At 58.6% G+C, this 23,722-nt stretch carries 18 protein-coding genes and 5 tRNA genes; 1 reads left to right on the top strand and 22 read right to left on the bottom strand.

Going from position 1 to position 23,722, the window contains the following annotated elements; translation table 11 throughout:
• Window positions 1–223 precede the first annotated feature (223 nt).
• The 22 genes from rpoC to GRX76_RS18175 all read right to left on the bottom strand — a co-directional run bounded on the left by rpoC (window position 224) and on the right by GRX76_RS18175 (window position 22,399).
• Window positions 224–4,456: a DNA-directed RNA polymerase subunit beta' gene (rpoC, locus tag GRX76_RS18075; protein ID WP_160154562.1), complete on the bottom strand. Its 4,233-nt coding sequence runs from the start codon at window positions 4,454–4,456 to the stop codon at window positions 224–226.
• Between the two features lie 123 nt (window positions 4,457–4,579).
• Window positions 4,580–8,653 (bottom strand): DNA-directed RNA polymerase subunit beta, encoded by a 4,074-nt coding sequence (gene rpoB, locus GRX76_RS18080; protein WP_160154563.1) that lies wholly within the window; start codon window positions 8,651–8,653, stop codon window positions 4,580–4,582.
• Between the two features lie 284 nt (window positions 8,654–8,937).
• Window positions 8,938–9,306 carry a 50S ribosomal protein L7/L12 gene (gene rplL / locus GRX76_RS18085; protein ID WP_160154564.1) on the bottom strand — a complete coding sequence of 123 codons (369 nt, stop codon included), beginning with the start codon at window positions 9,304–9,306 and terminating at the stop codon, window positions 8,938–8,940.
• A gap of 86 nt (window positions 9,307–9,392) precedes the next feature.
• Window positions 9,393–9,887 (bottom strand): 50S ribosomal protein L10, encoded by a 495-nt coding sequence (rplJ, locus tag GRX76_RS18090; protein WP_160154565.1) that lies wholly within the window; start codon window positions 9,885–9,887, stop codon window positions 9,393–9,395.
• Window positions 9,888–10,204: 317 nt separating this feature from the next.
• Window positions 10,205–10,903 carry a 50S ribosomal protein L1 gene (rplA, locus tag GRX76_RS18095; protein ID WP_160154566.1) on the bottom strand — a complete coding sequence of 233 codons (699 nt, stop codon included), beginning with the start codon at window positions 10,901–10,903 and terminating at the stop codon, window positions 10,205–10,207.
• Window positions 10,904–11,335, bottom strand: coding sequence for a 50S ribosomal protein L11 (gene rplK / locus GRX76_RS18100; RefSeq protein WP_160154567.1), 432 nt, complete (start codon window positions 11,333–11,335; stop codon window positions 10,904–10,906).
• 176 nt (window positions 11,336–11,511) lie between these two features.
• Window positions 11,512–12,045 carry a transcription termination/antitermination protein NusG gene (gene nusG, locus GRX76_RS18105; RefSeq protein WP_078083382.1) on the bottom strand — a complete coding sequence of 178 codons (534 nt, stop codon included), beginning with the start codon at window positions 12,043–12,045 and terminating at the stop codon, window positions 11,512–11,514.
• Window positions 12,046–12,055: 10 nt separating this feature from the next.
• Window positions 12,056–12,424, bottom strand: a complete 369-nt coding sequence (secE, locus tag GRX76_RS18110; protein ID WP_160154568.1) for a preprotein translocase subunit SecE — start codon at window positions 12,422–12,424, stop codon at window positions 12,056–12,058.
• A 116-nt stretch (window positions 12,425–12,540) separates the two neighbouring features.
• Window positions 12,541–12,616, bottom strand: a tRNA-Trp gene (locus GRX76_RS18115).
• A gap of 123 nt (window positions 12,617–12,739) precedes the next feature.
• Window positions 12,740–13,963 carry an elongation factor Tu gene (gene tuf, locus GRX76_RS18120; protein ID WP_160154560.1) on the bottom strand — a complete coding sequence of 408 codons (1,224 nt, stop codon included), beginning with the start codon at window positions 13,961–13,963 and terminating at the stop codon, window positions 12,740–12,742.
• Between the two features lie 168 nt (window positions 13,964–14,131).
• A tRNA-Thr gene (locus GRX76_RS18125) sits at window positions 14,132–14,206 on the bottom strand.
• Between the two features lie 131 nt (window positions 14,207–14,337).
• Window positions 14,338–14,411 (bottom strand) — tRNA-Gly (locus tag GRX76_RS18130).
• Between the two features lie 81 nt (window positions 14,412–14,492).
• A tRNA-Tyr gene (locus GRX76_RS18135) sits at window positions 14,493–14,575 on the bottom strand.
• Between the two features lie 111 nt (window positions 14,576–14,686).
• Window positions 14,687–14,762: transfer RNA gene (locus tag GRX76_RS18140), tRNA-Thr, on the bottom strand.
• A gap of 202 nt (window positions 14,763–14,964) precedes the next feature.
• Window positions 14,965–15,705, bottom strand: a complete 741-nt coding sequence (locus GRX76_RS18145; RefSeq protein ID WP_160154569.1) for an SPOR domain-containing protein — start codon at window positions 15,703–15,705, stop codon at window positions 14,965–14,967.
• A 136-nt stretch (window positions 15,706–15,841) separates the two neighbouring features.
• A complete protein-coding gene (locus tag GRX76_RS18150) occupies window positions 15,842–16,633 on the bottom strand; it encodes a type III pantothenate kinase (protein WP_160154570.1) in 792 nt (263 codons plus the stop codon).
• Window positions 16,630–17,703, bottom strand: coding sequence for a bifunctional biotin--[acetyl-CoA-carboxylase] ligase/biotin operon repressor BirA (gene birA / locus GRX76_RS18155; RefSeq protein ID WP_160154571.1), 1,074 nt, complete (start codon window positions 17,701–17,703; stop codon window positions 16,630–16,632). The genes GRX76_RS18150 and birA overlap by 4 nt, the downstream gene beginning before the upstream one ends.
• A 72-nt stretch (window positions 17,704–17,775) precedes the next feature.
• Window positions 17,776–18,897 carry an alanine racemase gene (alr, locus tag GRX76_RS18160; protein WP_160154572.1) on the bottom strand — a complete coding sequence of 374 codons (1,122 nt, stop codon included), beginning with the start codon at window positions 18,895–18,897 and terminating at the stop codon, window positions 17,776–17,778.
• 37 nt (window positions 18,898–18,934) lie between these two features.
• Window positions 18,935–20,137 carry an ABC transporter permease gene (locus GRX76_RS18165; protein ID WP_160154573.1) on the bottom strand — a complete coding sequence of 401 codons (1,203 nt, stop codon included), beginning with the start codon at window positions 20,135–20,137 and terminating at the stop codon, window positions 18,935–18,937.
• Entirely contained in the window at window positions 20,134–20,883 is a 750-nt protein-coding gene (locus GRX76_RS18170; protein ID WP_160154574.1) for an ATP-binding cassette domain-containing protein, read from the bottom strand. Before GRX76_RS18170 ends, GRX76_RS18165 begins: the two co-directional genes overlap by 4 nt.
• Window positions 20,880–21,137, bottom strand: a complete 258-nt coding sequence (locus tag GRX76_RS19320; protein ID WP_236250460.1) for a hypothetical protein — start codon at window positions 21,135–21,137, stop codon at window positions 20,880–20,882. Before GRX76_RS19320 ends, GRX76_RS18170 begins: the two co-directional genes overlap by 4 nt.
• Window positions 21,125–22,399, bottom strand: coding sequence for an alpha/beta fold hydrolase (locus GRX76_RS18175; protein WP_236250461.1), 1,275 nt, complete (start codon window positions 22,397–22,399; stop codon window positions 21,125–21,127). The genes GRX76_RS19320 and GRX76_RS18175 overlap by 13 nt, the downstream gene beginning before the upstream one ends.
• A 332-nt stretch (window positions 22,400–22,731) precedes the next feature.
• Between GRX76_RS18175 and GRX76_RS18180 the strand changes: the two genes are divergently transcribed.
• Window positions 22,732–23,688, top strand: coding sequence for a hypothetical protein (locus GRX76_RS18180; RefSeq protein WP_160154575.1), 957 nt, complete (start codon window positions 22,732–22,734; stop codon window positions 23,686–23,688).
• The last annotated feature ends 34 nt before the right edge of the window (window positions 23,689–23,722 follow it).

A 23,722-nucleotide genomic window follows, 5' to 3' on the forward strand; every position in this document is an offset into this window, starting at 1 on the left:
TACAGCAGTGAGGGCCTATCGTCAGTGCATGACCGCCTTTCGCCCGAGGACAAAAAACAGCCTTACCCCATTAGCGGGGGCCGCATTCTATAAGCGACGGCACCCCTAGTCAATCACCTGCCGAAGTAAACACTAACTCCGGCTTATGATTGCTATCCGGAACTAACCAGGAGGAACGACTTTTCAGTCAACCTCCTGATCAGACCACTCCGTTCTATCGACCTCAGTCCCCGGAAGATTTCAGGGCTTCGGTCAGCGCTGCTTCCACTTCCTCTGCAGACGGGCCGTCGGCGTAACCGCCCTGGCTCATTTGCAGGCTGCGCTTGCGCTTGCGCTCGGTGTGGTACGCCAGGCCGGTACCGGCCGGGATCAGACGTCCCACTACCACGTTTTCCTTCAGGCCGCGCAGGCTGTCTTCCTTGCCGGTTACCGCCGCTTCGGTCAGTACCCGGGTGGTCTCCTGGAAGGAGGCCGCAGACAGGAAGGACTCGGTCGCCAGAGACGCTTTGGTGATACCCAGCAGCAGACGCTCGAACTGAGCCGGTTGCTTGCCTTCGGCACGCAGGCGCTCGTTCTCTTCCACCACGCGCTGGTATTCCACCTGGTCGCCCTTGATGAACTCAGAGTCGCCCATCTCGAGGATCTCAACTTTACGCAGCATCTGACGCACGATGGTCTCGATGTGCTTATCGTTGATGCCTACACCCTGGAGGCGGTAAACCTCCTGGATCTCGTTAGTGATGTAGCGCGCCAGCTCTTCCACGCCCTTAAGACGCAGAATGTCGTGCGGGTTGGACGGGCCATCGGAGATAACCTCACCCTTCTCTACGGTTTCACCTTCGAACACGGTCAGCTGGCGGTGCTTTGGAATCAGTACTTCGTAGTGATCCTTGCCATTGGCCAGCGGCTTGCCATCACGCGGGGTGATCTGCAGGCGAACCTTGCCCTTGGTTTCTTTACCGAAAGACACGGTACCGGAGATCTCCGCCAAGATGGACGGCTCTTTCGGCTTACGGGCTTCGAACAGGTCAGCAACTCGCGGCAGACCACCGGTAATATCCTTGGTCTTGCCGGATTCCTGCGGAATACGCGCGATTACGTCACCGACGTTCACCTTGTCGCTGTCTTTCAGGCTGAGGATGGCCCGCGGCGGCAGCGCGTAGTGCGCCGGCGCATTGCTGCTCGCCAGAGTCAGTTCTTCGCCATTCTCGTCAACCAGGGTTACGGCCGGACGCAGGTCTTTACCCGCCGCCGGGCGCTCTGCCGGATCGATGACCTCGATGGAGGACAGACCGGTAATTTCGTCGGTCTGCTTGCGAATGGACAGACCGTCTTCCATACCGGACAGTTTCACCCAACCGGCCACCTCAGTGATGATCGGGTGAGTGTGCGGGTCCCACTTGGCCACGATCTGGCCACCGTCGATGGTAGAACCTTCGTCAACGCTGATCACAGCACCGTAGGGCAGCTTGTAGCGCTCGCGCTCGCGACCGGCACTGTCCGCCACTGCCAGCTCACCGGAGCGGGAAACCGCTACCAGGTTGCCGCCTTCGGTTTTTACAGTCTTCACGTTATGCAGACGCACGGTACCAGGCTGTTTCACCTGAATGCTGTCCGCCGCAGAAGCACGGCTTGCCGCACCACCGATGTGGAAGGTACGCATGGTCAGCTGGGTACCCGGCTCACCGATGGACTGGGCCGCCACAACACCCACGGACTCACCGGGGTTGGCGCGGTGACCACGGGCCAGGTCACGGCCGTAACACTGGGCACAGATACCGTGGGCGGTCTCACAGGTAATTGCGGAACGCACCATTACCTCGTCGATACCCAGGGTTTCGATACGCTCTACCCACTTCTCGTCGATCATGGTGCCCGCAGGTACCGCGATCTCGTCGCTGCCCGGCTTGGTTACGTCGCGCGCAACCACACGGCCGAGGATACGGTCACCGAGAGATTCGATGACGTCACCGCCCTCGATCACCGGCGCCATGGTCAGGCCGTCGTCGGTACCACAGTCGATTTCGGTGATCACCACGTCCTGAGCCACGTCTACCAGACGGCGGGTCAGGTAACCGGAGTTCGCGGTTTTCAGTGCGGTATCCGCCAGACCTTTACGAGCACCGTGGGTCGAGATGAAGTACTGCAGTACGCTCAGACCTTCACGGAAGTTCGCGGTAATGGCGTTCTCAATAATGGAGCCGTCCGGACGCGCCATCAGGCCACGCATACCGGCCAACTGACGAATCTGCGCTTCAGAACCACGAGCGCCGGAGTCCGCGTACATGTAGACGGAGTTAAAGGAGTCCTGCTCGGTCTCTTTACCGTCGCGATCGATTACCGGCTCTTTCTTGATACCGGCCATCATCGCCTGGGTCACTTTGTCGTTGGTACGGGACCAAACGTCGATGACCTTGTTGTATTTCTCACCCGCAGTTACCAGACCGGATGCGAACTGGGTTTCGATCTCCTTCACTTCCTCTTCCGCGGAAGCGATCAGGTCAGCCTTGGCCGCCGGAATCTCGAAGTCGTTCACACCGATGGAGGAACCGGACTTGGTGGAGAAGTCAAAACCGGTGTACATCAGCTGGTCAGCGAAGATAACGGTCGCCTTCAGACCCACCTTGCGGTAGCACTCGTTCAGAACGCGGGAAATCGCCTTCTTCTTCATCGGCTGGTTCACGTACTCGAAGGGCAGGCCTTCCGGTACGATGTTCCACAGCAGTGCACGGCCTACGGTAGTGTCGTAGACCTTGCGCGACGGGTGTTTTTCACCGTCTTCACCGATGACCGCTTCGTTGATGCGCACTTTCACGCGCGCCTGCAGGCCAACCTGCTTGGCGTAGAAGGCACGGCTCACTTCCTTGATATCGGAGAAGAACATGCCTTCGCCTTTATCGTTCACGCGCTCACGGGTCATCCAGTACAGGCCCAGTACCACGTCCTGAGACGGTACGATGATCGGCTCCCCGTTGGCGGGCGACAGGATGTTGTTGGTCGACATCATCAGCGCGCGGGATTCCATCTGCGCTTCGATCGTCAGCGGTACGTGTACCGCCATCTGGTCACCGTCGAAGTCGGCGTTGTACGCCGCACACACCAGCGGGTGCAGCTGGATCGCCTTACCTTCAATCAGTACCGGCTCAAACGCCTGGATACCCAGACGGTGCAGGGTCGGTGCACGGTTCAGCAGTACCGGGTGCTCGCGGATCACCTCGTCGAGGATGTCCCACACCACCGCTTCTTCGCGCTCGACCATCTTCTTGGCCGCCTTGATGGTGGTGGCCAGGCCGCGGGCTTCCAGCTTGCCGAAAATGAACGGTTTGAACAGCTCCAAGGCCATTTTCTTGGGCAGACCACACTGGTGCAGACGCAGGGTCGGACCAACCACGATCACGGAACGACCGGAGTAGTCGACGCGCTTACCCAGCAGGTTCTGACGGAAACGACCCTGTTTACCCTTGATCATGTCGGCCAGGGATTTCAGCGGGCGCTTGTTGGAACCGGTGATGGCACGGCCGCGACGGCCGTTGTCCAGCAGGGCATCAACAGATTCCTGCAGCATGCGCTTTTCGTTGCGCACGATGATGTCCGGCGCGTTCAGCTCGAGCAGGCGCTTCAGACGGTTGTTACGGTTGATCACGCGACGGTACAGGTCGTTCAGGTCGGAGGTCGCAAAACGGCCACCGTCCAGCGGTACCAGCGGGCGCAGATCCGGCGGCAGAACCGGCAGTGCCTGCATTACCATCCACTCCGGCTTGTTACCGGACTTGTAGAAGGCTTCCAGCAGCTTCAGGCGCTTGGACAGCTTCTTGATCTTGGTCTCGGAGTTGGTTGCCGGAATCTCTTCGCGCAGGCGCTGAATTTCAGACGGCAGCTCGATATCGTTCATCAGCTCCTGGATGGCTTCGGCACCCATTTTTGCTTCGAACTCATCGGCGAACTCTTCCATTGCTTCGAAGTACTGCTCGTCGTTCAGCAGCTGGCCGCGCTCCAGGGTAGTCATACCCGGATCGGTCACCACGTAGGATTCGAAGTAAAGCACGCGCTCGATATCACGCAGGGTCATATCCAGCAGCAGGCCGATACGGGACGGCAGGGATTTCAGGAACCAGATGTGGGCAACCGGGCTCGCCAGTTCGATGTGGCCCATGCGCTCACGACGCACCTTGGCCTTGGTCACTTCGACACCGCACTTCTCACAGATGATGCCGCGGTGCTTCATGCGCTTGTACTTACCGCACAGGCACTCGTAGTCCTTGACCGGGCCAAAGATCTTGGCGCAGAACAGGCCTTCGCGTTCCGGCTTGAAGGTACGGTAGTTGATGGTCTCCGGCTTTTTCACTTCGCCGTAGGACCAGGAACGGATCATGTCCGGCGAAGCCAGACCGATACGGATAGCGTCAAATTCTTCGAGCTGATCCTGGGCTTTCACCAGGTTTAACAAATCTTTCAAGGCCTTTCCTCCACTAGGGGGTAGTCATTCCGGCCAACTGCCTTTGGGGCCGGAAGTGCCGGTGGTGGTGATTCGCAATCGCCGCCACCGGCCTCTGTCTACTAAATCCGATTGATACCAGTGTTACTCGTTTTCCAGCTCGAAGTTCATACCCAGCGAGCGGATTTCCTTAACCAGTACGTTGAAGGATTCGGGCATGCCCGGCTCCATGCGGTGGTCGCCATCCACGATGTTTTTATACATCTTGGTACGACCTTCAACGTCATCGGATTTGACCGTGAGCATTTCCTGCAGGGTGTAGGCGGCACCGTATGCTTCCAGTGCCCACACCTCCATCTCACCGAATCGCTGACCACCGAACTGCGCCTTACCACCCAGCGGCTGCTGGGTAACCAGGCTGTAGGAACCGGTAGAACGCGCGTGCATCTTGTCGTCTACCAGGTGGTTCAGCTTCAGCATGTACATGTAGCCCACGGTGACCGGACGCTCGAAAGAGTCACCAGTACGGCCGTCGAACAGGGTGATCTGACCGGAATCCGGAATGTCCGCCAGACGCAGCAGTTTCTTGATTTCAGGCTCTGCCGCACCGTCGAATACCGGAGTCGCCATCGGCACACCGCGACGCAGGTTTTCGGCCATGGCCAGAACTTCCTGGTCCGTCAGCTCGTTCAGGTCTTCAACACGGCCACCGGTGGAGTTGTACACCTCTTCCAGGAAGCCGCGTACTTTCTCCGCTTCCTGCTTTTCTTTGACCATGCGATCGATCTTCACGCCGAGACCTTTCGCCGCCATGCCCAGGTGCATTTCCAGTACCTGACCGACGTTCATACGAGACGGTACACCCAGCGGGTTCAGAACCACGTCCACCGGCTCACCGTTTTCGTCGTACGGCATGTCTTCAACCGGCTTGATCACGGAGATAACACCTTTGTTACCGTGACGGCCGGCCATCTTGTCACCGGGCTGGATGCGACGTTTGATCGCCAGGTACACCTTGACGATTTTCAGTACGCCCGGTGCCAGGTCGTCGCCGGATTCCAGCTTTTTCTTCTTGTCTTCGAACTGCTCGTCCAGTAGCTTGCGGCGCTCTTTCAGCTGGGCTTCGGCTTTTTCCAACTGCTCGTTCAGGCTCTCTTCGGCCATGCGCAGCTTGAACCAGTCTTCGCGCGGCAGCGCGGACAGGGTTTCAGCATTCAGCACGTCACCTTTCTTGACGCCCTTGCCACCGGCCACTGCCTGACCTTCCAGTGCCGCTGCCAAACGCTCGAAAGTCGCGCCCTCAACGATACGGTACTCTTCGTTCAGGTCCTTGCGCACTTCGTCCAGCTGGGCTTTTTCGATCGCCAGGGAACGCTGGTCTTTCTGCAGACCGTCGCGGGTGAAGACCTGGACGTCGATCACGGTACCGCGGGTGCCGGAAGGCGCGCGCAGTGAGGTGTCTTTAACGTCGGAGGCCTTCTCACCGAAGATCGCACGCAGCAGTTTTTCTTCCGGAGTCAGCTGGGCTTCACCTTTCGGGGTGACCTTACCGACCAGAATGTCGCCAGCGCCCACTTCCGCACCGATGTACACGATGCCGGACTCGTCCAGCTTGTTCAGCGCAGACTCGCCCACGTTGGGGATATCCGCGGTGATTTCCTCACTGCCCAGCTTGGTGTCACGGGCAATACAGGTCAGTTCCTGGATGTGGATGGTGGTGAAGCGGTCTTCCTGTACCACGCGCTCGGATACGAGGATGGAGTCCTCGAAGTTGTAGCCGTTCCAGGGCATGAACGCGATGCGCATGTTCTGGCCCAGTGCCAGCTCACCCAGGTCAACGGACGGGCCGTCGGCCAGGATATCGCCACGCTCAACCACGTCACCGGTCTTCACGATCGGGCGCTGGTTGATACAGGTGTTCTGGTTGGAACGGGTGTACTTGGTCAGACCGTACAGATCCACACCCGCATCACCGGCTTCTACTTCATCGTCCGCCACGCGAACAACAACACGGCTGGCGTCAACACGCTCGATCACACCGCCGCGCTTCGCTACCACACACACGCCGGAGTCGCGCGCTACGGTGCGCTCCATGCCGGTACCTACCAGCGGCTTTTCAGCACGCAGGGTGGGGACCGCCTGACGCTGCATGTTCGATCCCATCAATGCGCGGTTGGCGTCATCGTGTTCCAGGAACGGGATCATGGCCGCAGCAACGGATACCACCTGACGGGCGGACACGTCCATGTACTGGATTTCGTCCGGGGTCTTCAGGGTAAATTCGTACTGGTAACGCACGCTGACCAGGTCATCGGTAAAGCGACCGTTCTCGTCCACCGCAGCGGAAGCCTGTGCAACCACGTAGTTGGCTTCGTTGATCGCAGACAGGTATTCGATCTGGTCGGTCACCTGGCCGTCGACAACCTTGCGGTACGGGCTTTCCAGGAAGCCGTAGTGGTTGGCGCGGGCATAGGTCGCCAGGGAGTTGATCAGACCGATGTTCGGCCCTTCCGGCGTTTCAATCGGACATACGCGGCCGTAGTGGGTCGGGTGCACGTCGCGCACCTCGAAGCCCGCGCGCTCGCGGGTCAGACCACCCGGGCCAAGAGCCGATACACGGCGCTTGTGGGTAACTTCTGACAGCGGGTTGTTCTGGTCCATAAACTGGGACAGCTGGGAAGAGCCAAAGAACTCTTTTACCGCAGCGGCAACCGGCTTGGCGTTGATCAGATCCTGCGGCATCAGGCCTTCGGATTCCGCCATGGACAGACGCTCTTTCACCGCGCGCTCGACACGTACCAGACCCACACGGAACTGGTTTTCGGCCATTTCGCCCACGGAACGTACGCGACGATTACCCAGGTGGTCGATATCGTCGACCATACCGCGACCGTTGCGGATCTCGATCAGGGTTTTCAGAACATCGACGATGTCGTCTTTGCTCAGGGTGCCTTCACCGGTTTCGTCTTCGCGACTCAAACGGCGGTTGAACTTCATACGACCAACTGCAGACAGGTCGTAACGCTCGTCGGAGAAGAACAGATTCTCGAACAGGGATTCCGCAGATTCCTTGGTGGGCGGCTCGCCCGGGCGCATCATGCGGTAGATTTCTACCAGTGCTTCCAGCTGGGTGCGGGAAGGATCAGCGCGCAGGGTGTCGGAAACGAACGGACCGCAGTCGAGGTCGTTGGTGTACAGGGTCTCGATGTCTTTGACATTCATGACCTTGAGCTTGGCAACCACTTCATCAGTGATTTCGCTATTCGCCTCTACCGCCACTTCACCGGTGGACTCATCGATGATGTCCTGGGCCAGAACACGGCCGTTCAGGTAGGTCAGCGGTGCTTCCAGGGTTTCCACACCAGCCTTTTCCAGCTGACGGATGTGGCGCGGGGTAATACGACGCCCCTCTTCCACGATCACTTTGCCCTTGCCGTCCTTGATGTCGAAGGAGGCAACATCACCGCGCAGGCGCGACGGGATCAGCTCCAGGCTGACAGTGTCGTCATTCAGGGTGAACTTGCTGGTGTCGAAGAACATTTCCAGCATTTCCTGGGAGCTGTATCCCAGGGCGCGCAGCAGAATAGTCGCCGGCAATTTACGACGACGGTCGATACGCACGTAGACCAGATCTTTCGGGTCGAATTCGAAATCGAGCCAGGAACCGCGGTAAGGAATTACCCGCGCGGCGTACAGCAGCTTACCGGAAGAGTGGGTCTTGCCCTTGTCGTGATCGAAGAATACACCCGGGGAGCGGTGCAGCTGGGATACGATTACACGCTCGGTACCGTTAATAACGAAGGTACCGTTTTCGGTCATGAGCGGAATTTCGCCCATGTACACTTCCTGCTCTTTAATGTCCTTGATGGACTTATTGGCAGATTCTTTATCGTAAATGATCAGGCGTACACGCACACGCAGCGGGCAAGCGTAAGTCACGCCACGCAGGGTACATTCCTTCACATCAAATGCCGGCTTGCCGAGGGTATAGCTCACATATTCGAGCGCGGCGTTACCGGAATAGCTAACAATTGGAAATACAGACTTGAACGCCGCCTGCAGACCGATATCCAGGCGCTCGTCTGGGCGCGTGTCGGCCTGAGTAAATTTGCGATACGAGTCCAGCTGTATCGCAAGCAGGAAAGGTACGTCCATGACCTTAGGCAATTTGCCAAAATCCTTGCGGATACGTTTTTTCTCAGTGTATGAGTAAGCCATTCATATTCCCCAGCTTGATCAATGACAAGACTTCAGTAGAGATGCGGTCAGATTTCTGACAGTACGCAACCCGTCCGGGCGGGAAGTCTCTGCACAATGCACTACGCTTTTAACAGGCGGTTAAAAACCATACTGCCCTGTGCGCAAACTTCACGATTTGGACCGTTTTTCAGCATTCAAAAGCCCGATGCTGCAAACGGCAAAAAGGCCGGCGGACAAAAGTCCACCAGCCTTTCCGCCAGCCCCACGAATTGCGGTTGCTGGCGGTGATGTGTAAAACCGAATTACTTCAGTTCTACGGTAGCGCCAGCTTCTTCCAGCTCTTTTTTGGCTGCTTCAGCGTCGTCTTTGGACAGAGCTTCTTTAACGGTGCTCGGAGCGCCGTCAACCAGAGCTTTCGCTTCTTTCAGACCCAGACCAGTGATGCTGCGAACCGCTTTGATCACGTTCACTTTCTTGTCGCCAGCGGAAGCCAGAACGAGGTCGAAAGAGTCTTTCTCTTCAGCTGCAGCTTCGCCGCCAGCCGGGCCAGCCATAACTGCAGCAGCTGCGGTTACGCCGAACTTCTCTTCCATAGCTTCGATCAGCTCAACAACGTCCTTAACAGACATTTCAGCGATCGCATTGATGATATCTTCTTTAGTCAGAGACATGAGTTAGTACCTGATTTCGTGTGAGCAGGAAACTGCTCGTATATTCATTAAAAAGTGAAAACTGCCGCTTCGCGTTTGCGAAACCCTTATGCAGCTTCCTGCTCTTTTTGGTCGCGAACGGCCGCAATAGTGCGAACCAGTTTGCCAGCAGAGGCTTCTTTCATGCAGCTCATCAGCTTCGCGATTGCTTCATCGTAAGTCGGCAGGCTTGCCAACAAAGCGATGTCAGTCGCTACGCCTTCGAAGGCGGCACCTTTCAGTTCCAGCTTGTCGTTGCCCTTGGCGAACTCTTTCAGGATGCGCGCGCCGGCACCCGGATGTTCGTTGGAAAAGGCAATGATGCTGGGACCGACGAATTTCTCGATGAGACATTCGAATTCGGTACCGGCCAGAGCGCGACGCGCCAGAGTATTGCGGACGACTTTCAACCAAACGCCGTTCTCGCGAGCCTCTTTGCGCAGGGCAGTCATGTCATTCACGGTTACGCCACGGGAATCCGCAACGACCGCAGACAGAGCACCCTCAGCAGCCTGCTGGACTTCCGCGACAATCGCTTTCTTGTCTACGAGTCCAATAGCCATAGTGTCACTCCTGGATTTGAAAAAAGATCGGGACATCATGACCCCGATCCGTTCCGGTGCTTAAAGCTCAAATCCAGTAAAAATACTGGTTTGGGCACACCGTCTGCGTAGGCTCGCTCTCCTCGGTTTGACACCGAATGACCAACCTGGTCGGAGAATGGATTAAGCAGCGCGCATTTAAACCTCAAATACTCGCCACACCTACGGTCTTTGACGACCCGCCACCCTGCCTGGAATAAAACCCGGGTAAAGTGGCGAACCCCAAAGTTCTTTTTACTGAACGTTGTTAACCTTCAGAGAATTCAATTCTCGGAAGATTATTTAACGTCCAGAGTAGCCTGGTCGATGGTCAGACCCGGGCCCATGGTAGTGCTCAGGGTGATCTTTTTCAGATACACGCCCTTCGCGGAAGCCGGCTTGGCCTTTTTCAGGTCAGCTACCAGTGCTTCCAGGTTTTCTTTCAGTGCATTGGCGTCAAAGCCAACTTTACCGATACCGCCGTGAATGATGCCGCCTTTGTCAGCGCGGAAACGCACCTGACCAGCCTTGGCATTCTTAACCGCAGTCGCAACGTCCGGGGTTACGGTTCCGGTCTTCGGGTTCGGCATCAGGCCGCGCGGGCCGAGGATCTGACCCAGCTGACCAACAACGCGCATAGCATCCGGAGAAGCTACAACCACGTCGAAATCCATCTTGCCCGCTTTAACTTCAGCGGCCAGCTCATCCATACCTACCAGGTCGGCACCAGCTTCTTTAGCGGCGTCGGCGTTGGCACCCTGGGTGAACACGGCAACACGAACGGTTTTACCAGTACCGTGCGGCAGAGTGGTGGCACCGCGAACAGCCTGGTCGGACTTACGCGGATCGATGCCGAGGTTGATGGAGGCATCAACAGTCTCTGCGAACTTCACGTTGGAGAATTCTTTCAGCAGCGCTACAGCTTCGTCGAAACCGTATGCTTTACCCGCTTCCAGTTTTTCAGCGATTGCGCGCTGACGTTTGGTCAATTTAGCCACTTACAGACCCTCCACTTCGATACCGGCACTGCGCGCAGAACCCGCGATGGTGCGCACCGCTGCGTCCATATCGGAAGCAGTCAGGTCAGCTTTTTTCATTTCCACGATCTCTTCGATCTGAGCGCGGGTCACTTTACCAACTTTGTCGGTATTCGGACGGCCGGAACCGCTCTTGATCTTGGCAGCCTTGCGCAGCAGTACAGCGGCGGGCGGCGACTTCATGATGAAGGTGAAGGAGCGATCGCTGTATACAGAGATCACTACTGGTACCGGCAGGCCCGGCTCCAGGTTCTGAGTCTGTGCGTTGAACGCTTTACAGAACTCCATGATGTTCACACCGTGCTGACCCAGTGCGGGACCAACGGGGGGGCTCGGGTTGGCCTGGCCGGCCTTCACTTGCAGCTTGATGTAAGCTTCTATTTTCTTAGCCATTACAGCTTCCTCTTTAACTGGGTATTAGCGCCTGCGCTGTACACTCATACAAACGTGCAACGCTCAGCTCCCCTGCTTTGTCCCGCCTCGCCAGGCAAAAGCCCAACAGGGTTTTCAGGGACGCGAAAGCCCTCTTCCGCCGAAACGAAAGAGGGCCGAATCCTTCCAGCTCGAAATCAGTTCTTTTCTACCTGACCGAATTCCAGCTCTACCGGAGTGGAGCGACCGAAGATCAACACCGCCACCCGCAGGCGACTCTTCTCGTAGTTGACCTCTTCGACCACACCGTTGAAATCATTAAACGGACCGTCGATGACACGCACCATCTCACCCGGCTCGAACAGCGTCTTGGGCTTGGGCTTGTCAACAGAGTCATCGATGCGATTCAGGATTGCCTGAGCTTCGCGATCGGTAATCGGCGCAGGCTTGTCCGCCTTACCACCAATAAAGCCCAGCACGCGCGGCGTTTCTTTCACCAGATGCCAGGTATCATCATTCAATTCCATTTCCACCAGCACATAGCCAGGGAAAAATTTGCGCTCGCTTTTACGCTTCTGGCCGGCACGCATTTCCACCACTTCCTCGGTGGGCACCAGAACCTCGCCAAAGAGGTGATCCATTTCGTGTAGCTCAATGCGCTCCTTCAGAGAAGTCTTCACACGCTTCTCATAGCCGGAGTAGGCCTGAACTACATACCAATGCTTTGCCATGGATTAACCTTTAGCCAATAATCTTGGAGGCGGCCCAACCGAGACCGGAGTCCAACGCCCACAGAATGACCGCCATCAGCAGCACAAACACCACCACGATCAGGGTGGTCTGAGTGGCCTCCTGGCGACTCGGCCAGACTACCCGACGCACTTCATTCTGAGCTTCGCGCAGCAGATTCCAGAAGGCATTGCCTTTCTCGGTCTGCACCGCCACGGCAACAGCACCAAGGCAAAGCACAACGATTGCCAGCACACGATACAACAGGGGGATTTCGGCGTAGTAGGAGTTGCCCGCTACAGCGGCGCCAATCAGCAGCACCACCAGCAGCCACTTCAGGCCGTCAAGACGAAAGGTTTTCGCCTCTACTTTAGCGTTCATACAGAGAAGCCTTTAGTGCGCCAGATACTGCAAGGCGCCTTTATTGCCAACGACCGCAAAGAGCGACAGCAGTACAGGATAGCCTAAACTCAGGCTCCTTGCGGACATCTGAAATTTGGCAGGCCAGGAGGGACTCGAACCCCCAACAGCCGGTTTTGGAGACCGGTGCTCTACCAATTGAACTACTGGCCTGGAACACTTCCGGAAGCAAACTGCGTCACTACCGGAAAAAATGAGGGGCGGATCATACCATCCAACCCCACATTTGCAAGCGCGACCGCCAATTCATATTGACGACCGCACTCAATGCATCGATTACTCGATGATTTTGGCTACAACGCCAGCACCAACGGTACGGCCACCTTCGCGAATCGCGAAGCGCAGACCATCTTCCATGGCGATCGGAGCGATCAGGGTAACGGTCATTTGAACGTTATCGCCCGGCATTACCATCTCGGTACCTTCCGGCAGCTCACACGCACCAGTTACGTCGGTGGTACGGAAGTAGAACTGCGGACGGTAGCCCTTGAAGAACGGGGTGTGACGACCACCTTCATCCTTGGACAGTACGTACACTTCCGCTTCGAACTTGGTGTGCGGAGTGATGGAACCCGGCTTCGCCAGTACCTGACCACGCTCTACTTCGTCACGCTTGGTGCCGCGCAGCAGGGCGCCGATGTTCTCACCAGCACGACCTTCGTCGAGCAGCTTGCGGAACATTTCCACACCAGTACAGGTAGTAGAAGTGGTTTCTTTGATACCAACGATCTGGATTTCGTCACCAGTGCGAACGATACCACGCTCTACACGGCCGGTTACTACGGTACCGCGACCAGAGATGGAGAACACGTCTTCGATCGGCATCAGGAACGGCTGATCGATAGCACGCTCAGGCTCAGGGATGTAGGCGTCCAGGGTTTCTACCAGCTTCTTAACAGCGCTGGTGCCCATTTCGTCTGCATCTTCACCGTTCAGTGCCATCAGGGCAGAACCAGCGATGATCGGAGTGTCGTCACCCGGGAATTCGTATTGATCCAGCAGCTCGCGCAGCTCCATCTCTACCAGTTCCATCATCTCGGCGTATTCTTCAGAACCAGCGCCGCCACAGTCTTCTGCCAGCAGGTCAGCTTTATTCAGGAATACTACGATGTAAGGTACACCTACCTGACGGGACAGCAGGATGTGCTCACGGGTCTGCGGCATAGGGCCGTCAGTCGCGCCACATACCAGGATAGCGCCGTCCATCTGAGCAGCACCGGTGATCATGTTTTTAACGTAGTCGGCGTGGCCCGGGCAGTCTACGTGTGCGTAGTGGCGGGTCGGGGACTCGTATTCAACGTGAGAGGTGGCGATGGTGATACCGCGCTCACGCTCTTCCGGTGCATTGTCGATACCGTCGAAGGCAACGGCAGCGCCGCCCCATACTTCGGAACATACGCGGGTCAGCGCAGCAGTCAGGGTGGTTTTACCGTGGTCAACGTGACCGATGGTGCCCACGTTTACGTGGGGCTTGGAACGTTCAAACTTTTCTTTTCCCATTGCGGGCCTCCCAATATAAGCGTGAGCCGAACTAGCGACTTTACGTAAGAACAGCCCCCGCGCACCCCATGGGGCCTGCTCGGGAACCAATGCACCCGGGGACAGCGAAAGACACAAAACCCGGATACAAATAACCGCGGAGACACAAGTCACCGCGGTTACGAATAATGGAGCTCATGGGCGGATTTGAACCGCCGACCTCACCCTTACCAAGGGTGTGCTCTACCCCTGAGCTACATGAGCTTACTCCTGACTCGACAAACCTGCCGAGCCGCAAGCGGGGCCGCTTGCAATGCATCCGGAACAAACCGAATGACCTTTTGACAAAACCTTGCAATCCAAACTTTTGCCAACTAAGGCTCCACACAATCGAATGGAGCGGGCAGCGGGAATCGAACCCGCATCATCAGCTTGGAAGGCTGAGGTTCTACCATTGAACTATGCCCGCATACCGCGTGCGAAACCTTCAACAACAGAAGACCAAACAACCTCTTCTGCCTTCGATGCCAGCACATAGGCATCTGAATAATGGTGCAGGGGGTGGATTCGAACCACCGAAGCTTGCGCGTCAGATTTACAGTCTGATCCCTTTGGCCACTCGGGAACCCCTGCTCGAAAGCGGTGCGTATTTTCTACAGCAACCATTTCGATGTCAACAATTTTTTCCTTTAATTTCACACACTTAACTGATTTTCTTCAGCAGCCTGCAAAACAGGAAAGAGATGGAGCTGGCGAGAGGAGTCGAACCCCCGACCGGCTGATTACAAGTCAGCTGCTCTACCAACTGAGCTACGCCAGCATCTCTGTTTGAACCCCTCTCAGGGCTCTCACCACTTCGGGTTTGTTGACACCCCCTGAAGTGGAGGCGGGATTCTAGGGGAAGTGATCCTGACAAGCAACAGGCTATTGTCGCTTTTCTTCACCTCGCCGCTGTCCCGGCAAAAATCCCTCCAAGCCGTGGCCCGGGAACCGCGCCCAAGCACGCCAAATTGTTCGCCAAACTACTCGTCACCGGCCTCGCGAATCTCGCTGCAAAGGTTCTGGCGCCGGTCGATTTCTGGATAGTCCAACTGCAACTGCTCCCAGAAAGCCTCTGCGATCTGTCCTTCTGCGTCACCATCCACCACCACCCATCGCTCGAGATAGGTCTGTGGCTCCTCCCGGTATTGCGCGCGGAACCCGCGCTCTTTCAATTCTTCAGCCAATGCCTGGGCGCGCTCAACCTCGGAAAATATCCCGAATGAGATACCGTTTTCCAGCGACCCCTTGGGTATAACATAGCTGTCGATTCCCGCCGCCTGCAATTCACGCAACTTGCGAAATGCTTCCTGGGAGGAATTTAGCGGAGCGAGGTATACCCAGTATCGCATCTGCCCCTGCATCTCGATCTCGCGCAAGGCCGCCGTCACCTGGAGCGCCTGCAAACGCCTGGCTACATCCTCTCCCTGATAAGCCTCACCGAAGGGTCCCACCAGTGTGCACAGCGGCTCAGAAGGGCTCGCTGGCGTCGTACGTGGCGAATCTACACCGCCGGAGACTACCGGCGGCCTGGCAGCATTGGCTGTAGGCGCTTCCGGCTGCACCAGGCTGTCGGGGTCAGCTTCGTCCACCAGGGTGATACCCGCAGCGTCATCGGAGCCCGCAGCAGATACGGTAACCGCTGAGGGAGACCGCTCCGCGGTAAGAAACCATCCCAGAAGCCCAAGATTGGCAACCACTAACAAGAGGAAAATCCAGCGCATATTTTTCGATCAACAGGTTGTTACGATCATAGATAAACAAGGCGCGCATTTTAGCGGCTTACCCAAGATTCCGGCATCTACTGGCGCACAGGATGCGCCCGATGGTTATACAAACTCAGGTACAAGCTCAGGGATTTCAGCGGGGCCAGGGATTGGTCAGCGCCAATCCCTCCATCACCAGATCCTCAACCCACTCCCCCGAACGGTCACACAGAGACGCCACGAGAGCCCCATCCCCTCCGGTGAACAACAGCCGCGGCACTGGCAACCCTGTGACTGCACACTGGTGCGCAAGGCCATCGTAGGTGCGCTCAATGGCACCGAGCACCATCAGCAGCAGCCCCCGGTTGACCGCGCTCTCGGTATCGCAGCCGGGCGCCAGTGACATACCCTCTTCATGGACTGCCGCCACTTTCACCGCATCCGTATCGCTGTACAGGGCACGGCGCATCAGGTTAATACCCGGGACTATATAGCCCCCCAGGTGCTCCCCATCCCCGCCCAGCAGATCCAGCGTCACCGCACTGCCGCAGTCGACCACCAGTGCCGGTGATGGATGCCTCCGAAAAGCGGCCAGGACAGCAAGCCAGCGATCCACGCCGAGCCGTGAATACTCCGAATAAGCACAGCGAACGCCGCCACACTCGGCCGCGACCCGCGCAAACTCTACCTCCACACCCAGTGCGGCGTGCAGGCGACTGGCAATCCCGCTCTCGACACGCGGCCCTGCCACATTGCCAATACGCACCCTGGCCGGCGGGCGCTCAAACCAGATTGCGGGCAGCTCTTCTGCATCCCACCAGTCTCCCGGAGCGAAAGCGCCGCGGGCGATAATTCCGGGCTGCTCGCGTTCCGCAGGCGCTGAAATCAATCGCCACTTGCAACGGGTATTCCCCTGATCCAGCTCAAGAATGGTACTGATACTCAAGTTTTGTCACCCGACCCTATCGGCTCTTGCCCCGCCCCCGGCCCTGGATTCTGCCCGGCAGCCCGCAACGATACCTCACCACCATGGAATACTTTTTGCTCGCCATCCATTTCCAGTAACAGCGCGCCACTTGCGTCGACCCCACGGGCGATTCCACACCAGCGCTGCTGGGCAGACTGTACGCAAACATCAGCGCCGGCAAACTGGTCCAGCGCCAACCACTCCTCACGCCAGTGTGCAAAACCGGCACCGGCATAGTCGGACAGCATTGGCAGTAGCTCATCGAGCAAGGCAGCGACCAGAGCGTTGCGGGAAATGCCAGGACGCACCTCCGCCAGATCAATCCAGGGCTGGCCGATGGCCTCGGCAGCCGCTGCCGGCAAATGCATGTTCAGCCCTATCCCCACCACTACCGCGCAGCGGTCAGTGAGGTCGCCACTCAACTCCAGCAATACCCCGGCAAGCTTACGCCCACGACACCAGACATCATTCGGCCATTTCAGGCGCAGGTCCGGCACATCGAATTTCGCCAGCGCTCGCACCAGCGCCACCCCCACCGCAAGACTCAATCCCTCCAGCAACTGAACGCCGCCGCTGAACTGCCACCCGATGGAAATACTGATACCCGAAGCAAAAGGGCTTTCCCAGCTGCGGCCACGCCGACCGCGCCCGGCAGTCTGCTGCTCCGCCAGCATCACCAGGCCGTGCCCACTACCGGCATCCAGCGCACTTAGCAGACGGGCATTGGTGGAATCTACCTGATCGAAAATCTGTATCTGCGACAACAATCCGCCAGTATCCCCGGCAAGGTGGCGTCGAATATCGCTCTCCGCCAGCAAGTCCAGTCCACCGGGCAAGCGGTAGCCGCGCCCTTTTACGGACTCGACCTGCAGCCCCAGCGGCTCCAGTTTTTGCAGCTGTTTCCAGACGGCCGCCCGACTCACCCCCAGTGCTTCACCGAGGGATTCACCGGAATGGACTTCGCCATCCGCCAGCAGATTCAGCAGCGGGCGTAAAGGTTCGACGGTGCCAGTGACAGGGTTGACGGGATTACGCGGGACCAAATTCATTTCTCCGGAAGTTGGCATCAAATCGAAATACGTGTGTGACTGCGCTAAAAGTCAGCGATCAGGGGCCGGAACTCAGAGATAGCGGCGACAGTAGCGGCGCCCCAGGGCGGTGAGAATTTCGTAACCAATGGTACCCGCGGCCGCGCCCATATCATCGACACCCAGCTCAGGCCCGAGAACCTCAATGGCCCCCAGCTGACCACGCTGAGAAGGGCTGAGCGCGGAAATATCAAACACTGTGGTATCCATGGAAACGCGCCCCAAAATGGGCACCCGGATTTTCTCTCCGCCGACCACCGCCATGCCGTGTCCACAACCGCTCAGGGAGCGCAGCATGCCATCTGCATAGCCGCCCCTCACCACAGCCAGCCAGCTGCCGGCTGTCACCGACTGGGTTGCACCGTAGCCGACCCAGCTATCGCCATCGACCTGGCGCAGCTGCAGCACCGGCAGACGCAGGTTAACCACAGCAGACATGGAATTTTTTGTTCCCGGCTCCGGGTTCACGCCGTAGAGCGAGCAGCCGGGGCGCACCAGATCGAAATGGTAGGCGTCTCCGAGACAAATACCCGCGGAGTTGGCCAGACTGGCCTCCACTTGCGGGCACAGCTTGCGCAACCGGGAAACTGCGTCGTCGAAAAACGCCAGTTGCGCCGCATTCTGCGGGTGCCCGGGTTCATCGGCGCAGGCGAGGTGGCTGAGAACCAGTTGCAGGTTGACTTGTTGCAACAGCGCCGGCGTCTGAAGCAGTTGGTTAAACTCTGCCGCTCCCATTCCCAGACGGGTCATGCCGGAGTCCAGCTTGAGTGCACAGGGCGCCGCCGCCATTCCGGTTCCGGCGACATCGCTCCAGGCGCGCAGCTGAGCCACGCTCACCAGCACCGGAATCAGGCGTGCGGCAACACAGCGCTGCTCAAAGCCCGGACGGACACCGGTCAGAATGAAAATGCGCGCATCATCCGCAACCAGTACCCGCAGCGCCTCCCCTTCACGGAGGGTGGCAACGAAAAAGTCCCGACAACCCTCCTGGTACAAAACAGGGGCGACGCGCGCCATACCCAGTCCGTACGCATCGGCCTTGACCACAGCACCGCAGCGGCTGCGGGCGCTGAGCCGGCCACGCATCCGGGCGTAATTCCCAGCGATGGCACTCAGATCAATACTCAAGACCCCTTCGCACTCGTCTTCAGTCATGGCCGCAGTCATCCCCAGAATTCAATGCTAATGCGGCTCACGCCGCAGACAACAGGCTTTCACGCTGCAAAGCACGCGCGCCAAAAGCAACAGCCGCCGCTACCAGTAAAAGGGTAACGGCGGAGCCCGCCAGCATCCAAAGCGGCGAAACCGAATCGCCTACCAGCAAACCTTTCAACCACTGTTGCTGGCCAATCATGGGCAACAACTGCCAGCTATCCGCCAGTTTGACCTGCGCGATATCCAGTATCGTCAACAACATGACCGGCGCGATCTGGAAAATGCTCAGCTGGGTCTGGGCGTCCTTGAAAGACTGCGAACGCAGTGCCAGCAGTATCTGCAGCACCGCCACCAGCAGTGCCAACGGCAACAGTAGCAGCCCCATGGCCACAACACTGCCCGGCGTTGTGGCCTGCTGAATACCGAATTCCGCCAGCGGCATCACCGGCATCAATGCGACCAGGGCACCAATGGCCAAGAGCGCCCCCAGCCAACCGAGGCTTGCCGCGGCGAGCATTTTTGCAGTTATGATCTGCCAGCCAGGAATCGGCTGCAGCAACAGGGTTTCGAGACTCAGGCGCTCGCGCTCACCGGCAGAACTGTCCACCGAGGTTGCCAGGCAGGCGATAAACAGCGTCATGATCAACAGTCCGGGCACCGTGGCGAGTATCAACGCGCCCCGGCTCGAAGGCGTGCTGACGTCGCGGGTTTCCAGCTGCCAGGGCGCCAGCAGCTGCGGTGCTACGCCCCGTGCAGACAACCGCTGGATGACCACCATCTGCTGCAGCTCCCCGAGGCGCTCCTGCAAGTCGCGCTGGGCGCGCCCGCTGCTGGTATCCGAGCTGTTGAGGTACAGGTACAGCCGCGGCGCACGAAACTCCTGGTAACGGCGGGCGAAATCCTCCGCGACCACCAGCACCAGATCGTAATCGCCGGCCAGCAGGTCACGGGGCTCGCCGCTATCCAGCACCTCAATTTCCAGGTCGGGCGACTGCAGCTGCTGCTGGATCAAGGGTGCGCGCTCCGCTCCCAGCAGTGCCACCCGCGTGACTTCCTGGGTCTGCTTTTTAGCGATAAACACCATGCCCCCGGTCAGTGCCGCGGGAAACAACAACGAAAAGCACACGGCCATCAGCAAGGCGCGTCGGTCACGCCAGGCTTCCAGCAGTTCCTTGCGCAACAGCGGTGCCATCCGCTTCCAGCCCTGCATCCATTGTTGCGCCAAATTGTTGGTACTCATGCGGGCTCTCCCTGTTCCGCTGCCGGGCGCTGCCCATAGGCCAGCGCGACAAAACTGTCTTCCAGGTTATCGCAGCCGGTCTCTGTGGCCAGCTCTTGCGGGGTGCCACTGCCGACGATCTGCCCCGCCGCCATAACCAGTACCCGGTCGGATAACTCGGCCACTTCCGGCATTACATGGCTGGAAAAAAGAATGGTGGTGCCCGCCGCCCGCAGCCGCAGCAGCGTCTTGCGCAGCAGCCGCACCGCCAGTACATCGAGGCCGCGTGTGGGCTCATCCAGAATCAGGTGCGGAGGACGATGCACCAGTGCCCGTGCCAGGGACACCTTCATTCGCTCCCCCTGGGAGAAGCCCTTCATACGCCTGTCCCACAGCGCTTCCAGTTCCAGCTCTTCGCGCACAGCACTCAGCGCATCCACCAATTCTGCGCCACCCAGCCCCTGCATCTGAGCAAAAGACGCCAGGTACTCGCGCACCGTCAGGCGCTCATAGAGCCCCTCGCGATCCCCTACCACACCCAGCTGCCGGCGCGCCGCCATGGGGTCCTGCGCAGGATCCGCATCCCCGACCAGTACCCGTCCGGAATCCGCCTTGAGCAGACCACAGATAATCCGCAGGCAACTGGTTTTGCCGGCGCCATTGGCACCAAGCAATGCGGTAATACGGCCATCGGGCACATCAAAGTTGAGGTTTTTCAGTACCGGGGTCGCACCGAACGACTTGCTGATGTTTTCAATCCGGATCATTTGTCCGCTACCTCCTGGTCGCCCTGCACCGGCATATCCCCGGTAGGTCCTTGCTCTTCGCCAGTATTCGTCGGGTGACGGTCAGCCGAGTCATCCGCCGCAAGAATGGATTCCGCTTCCGGCACCACCGGCTCGGGCATCAGCGCCGGGCCATAGGCACCAACCATAAACGGCGGACGATGAATGTCCTCCAGGCAGCTGCCATCCAGTTTTTCGCCCGGGTGATCGAGAAACGTCAAAATCAGGTCGGGCATACAGCCCCGCGCGGAATTGATATGGCCCCCCCCTGTACCACAAGATGCTGCCGATTCGGCAGATAATCGAGCTGTTGCTCGGCATACAGCGGTGGGGTAATGGGGTCGGCGCTACCGGAAATCAGCAGCACCGGATGACCGCGCTCTTCGGGCTTGTCGTAGGGGCGCGCCGGTACCGGCCACACATCGCAGCCTTTCACAAAAGTGCGAATGAAGGCATCACCAACAAAAGAGCCAGCGGTGTCTTCGGCAATATCCGCAGCGCTAATCCGATTCATTTCCTCGGCACAGGCAACCGAGAAGGTAAGCCCCATGGACATGGCGCCTTCCATTTTTGCAAACAGGCCAAAAATGCCGGACAGCGGCGCATAGTTGCCGCGGCTCGCTTCGGTGATGGCAAAAGGCAGTTGCGCCGCAGAGGCCGGATCGTACAGCGCCGTGCGCAAGGCACTGGCCAGTACCCAGGCTTCCACGGGTTCCTCAGAAGGTCGGCCGGTCATGGGATCGGGAAAAGCGCGCGCCTGCTCTTCACTCCAGTTCGCCAGCAGCACGTCGAGCTGGCGGCGCCAGTCTCCGAAGCCTGCGCATGCCGGGTCTTGGCTACAGGCAAGTTGCAATTCCTGCAGCGCCGCCTCCGCAGCACCGGCCGCGAGAAATACCTTGGTGTCTATTGGCGCCACGCCATCGAGCACCAGACTCTGAAGGGAATCCGGATACCACTGCTGATACAGCAGCGCGGTGCGCGTGCCCCAGGAGCCTCCCCAGAGAGAAATCCGTGGGTGCCCAAGCGCCTGGCGCACGCTTTCCAGATCCTCAACTGTCTGGCGGCTGTTGATGGTCAGCGGGCGCTCACCAGCACCGGCATAGCACTCGGCCAAACGGCGGGAAAACTGATCCAGGTCTGACGGCACATCTTCCTTCAGGCCGCAGTCGAACGCATCGGAACGGCCACCGCCGCGGCGATCTACCATCACAATATCCCGCCCCCGGTTCAGTTTGCGCAGGGGGTTCAGCAACCGCGCCAGATCACTGGCCGCCTGCCCCGGCCCCCCGGCCAGCAGATACAGCGGCTCTTGCTGGCCACTGTTCAGCGCCGGCGCCACCAGCACCGACAGCGCTACCTCACCGGCATCGTCCACCGGGATCTGGTAACAGCGCAGGGACTCTGCCCAGCCGTCGGCGTAACAGGCTTCACTCGCGGGAGCCTGCCAGGCTTGCGCGGCCTGGGAGCGGTCATCCGCGCTTGCCGCGGAACCGCACAAGGCGGCGACCAGTAGGGCCAGCCCTGTAAGTGACCTTAGAGACCATACAGGCCTTACCTGAAGAGATTTAGCAACCACTGCCACTGCCCTGCCGGGCCGCCTACCGCTCGCATGCGAGCTTTTGGGGGATAACGTCCTTGAATCCAACACAGCTTCCTTATTTTTCACCTTGTACTCACCTGACGGGATACGAAACTCGCCCAGTCTACCGGACTTTTTCCGCGCCCGCCCACGTCTTGCGGGCCCTGCGGGGAATATCCGTGGCGCCCTGCGGCGCACAGTGGTAAGGTTTGCGGTCGCTTGGTAATCGAATAATTTCTAGACACCGACCAATGAGCTTTTCAGATAGAGAAAAACAACTAGTAAGGGCAGCCTTTGCCTGGGGGCAGATCACTCAAAAAGAAGGCTATACCCTGTCTGATCTGGAAATAGAGAAGTCGGTGCTCTTTCGCCGCCTGCTGGCGGGCCGCCCTCCCCTCGCCTTCCCGCCCCCCCTGCGCCACGGCTTTCCCTGGTACGAGGTGATCGAGGGCCGCAGCGAGCATGTGGTCAACGCCTCTGAAGCTTCCCCAGAACACAGCATCATCGCCCCCGGCAGCAAGCCGGGTGATACCTGCATCCTGATCGATGGCGCTTTCTGGCGCGTGGCAGAAACCCTGCGCGAGCGTGAGGAATACCTGGTGGAATGGGGCGAGTACCCGATGCAGTGGCGACTGCAAAAGCACTGGGAGGTCAATTACGAGATGACCCAGCAGCTAAATAGTTTCCGCAAAGAAAACCCCGATGCGAATGTGAGTCTCACCAGCGGTAGCGGCCAGAAGGAATACAGTGAGTTCCGGGTGGACGACGACCAGACCGTATGGCTTTCGGAGTGGCACCTGACCCGCATTGGTCTTCCGGGCTGGGTGTGGGTTGGACTGGAATCTGAAGCCGAACCTTCGGTGCACGATCTGGCGCCCCTGTGCCAGGATCAGTTGGGCCCCCTGGTGCTGGGCGTTTCCGGCGCCGAGCGTGGCCCGGGCTGGCTGCGCATCGAGCAAGCCGGTGGCGATGCCCGCTACATCAAGCTGGGTGACGAGCTGGAATACAAAACCCTGATTGCCTCAGCGGTAACTGAATTTGACCGCTTGCTGCACAGCATAGCCGGCCATGACCTGGCCGTAATGGATCGTCGCAATGGCGAACTGCTGCGCTGCTACCGCGTGCCCATGCAACTCGCACCTCTGGAACAGTTTGATCTCGGAGATGTGAATTACGATCTGGTGCCAGAGAACGCCTACGCGGGATAGCCTCCCGGCACGCGAGGTTATTTACTTCGAATCT

It is taken from the genome of Microbulbifer sp. ALW1 (assembly GCF_009903625.1).
Lineage (GTDB): Bacteria > Pseudomonadota > Gammaproteobacteria > Pseudomonadales > Cellvibrionaceae > Microbulbifer.

What these genes read in the sequence shown, in the direction of transcription:
- rpoB (WP_160154563.1), bottom strand. Translation starts at nt 8,653, where the DNA reads ATGGCTTACTCATACACTGAGAAAAAACGTATCCGCAAGGATTTTGGC.
- rplL (WP_160154564.1), bottom strand. Translation starts at nt 9,306, where the DNA reads ATGTCTCTGACTAAAGAAGATATCATCAATGCGATCGCTGAAATGTCT.
- rplJ (WP_160154565.1), bottom strand. Translation starts at nt 9,887, where the DNA reads ATGGCTATTGGACTCGTAGACAAGAAAGCGATTGTCGCGGAAGTCCAG.
- rplK (WP_160154567.1), bottom strand. Translation starts at nt 11,335, where the DNA reads ATGGCTAAGAAAATAGAAGCTTACATCAAGCTGCAAGTGAAGGCCGGC.
- nusG (WP_078083382.1), bottom strand. Translation starts at nt 12,045, where the DNA reads ATGGCAAAGCATTGGTATGTAGTTCAGGCCTACTCCGGCTATGAGAAG.
- secE (WP_160154568.1), bottom strand. Translation starts at nt 12,424, where the DNA reads ATGAACGCTAAAGTAGAGGCGAAAACCTTTCGTCTTGACGGCCTGAAG.
- tuf (WP_160154560.1), bottom strand. Translation starts at nt 13,963, where the DNA reads ATGGGAAAAGAAAAGTTTGAACGTTCCAAGCCCCACGTAAACGTGGGC.
- GRX76_RS18145 (WP_160154569.1), bottom strand. Translation starts at nt 15,705, where the DNA reads ATGCGCTGGATTTTCCTCTTGTTAGTGGTTGCCAATCTTGGGCTTCTG.
- birA (WP_160154571.1), bottom strand. Translation starts at nt 17,703, where the DNA reads ATGAATTTGGTCCCGCGTAATCCCGTCAACCCTGTCACTGGCACCGTC.
- alr (WP_160154572.1), bottom strand. Translation starts at nt 18,897, where the DNA reads ATGACTGAAGACGAGTGCGAAGGGGTCTTGAGTATTGATCTGAGTGCC.
- GRX76_RS18165 (WP_160154573.1), bottom strand. Translation starts at nt 20,137, where the DNA reads ATGAGTACCAACAATTTGGCGCAACAATGGATGCAGGGCTGGAAGCGG.
- GRX76_RS18170 (WP_160154574.1), bottom strand. Translation starts at nt 20,883, where the DNA reads ATGATCCGGATTGAAAACATCAGCAAGTCGTTCGGTGCGACCCCGGTA.
- GRX76_RS19320 (WP_236250460.1), bottom strand. Translation starts at nt 21,137, where the DNA reads ATGCCCGACCTGATTTTGACGTTTCTCGATCACCCGGGCGAAAAACTG.
- GRX76_RS18180 (WP_160154575.1), top strand. Translation starts at nt 22,732, where the DNA reads ATGAGCTTTTCAGATAGAGAAAAACAACTAGTAAGGGCAGCCTTTGCC.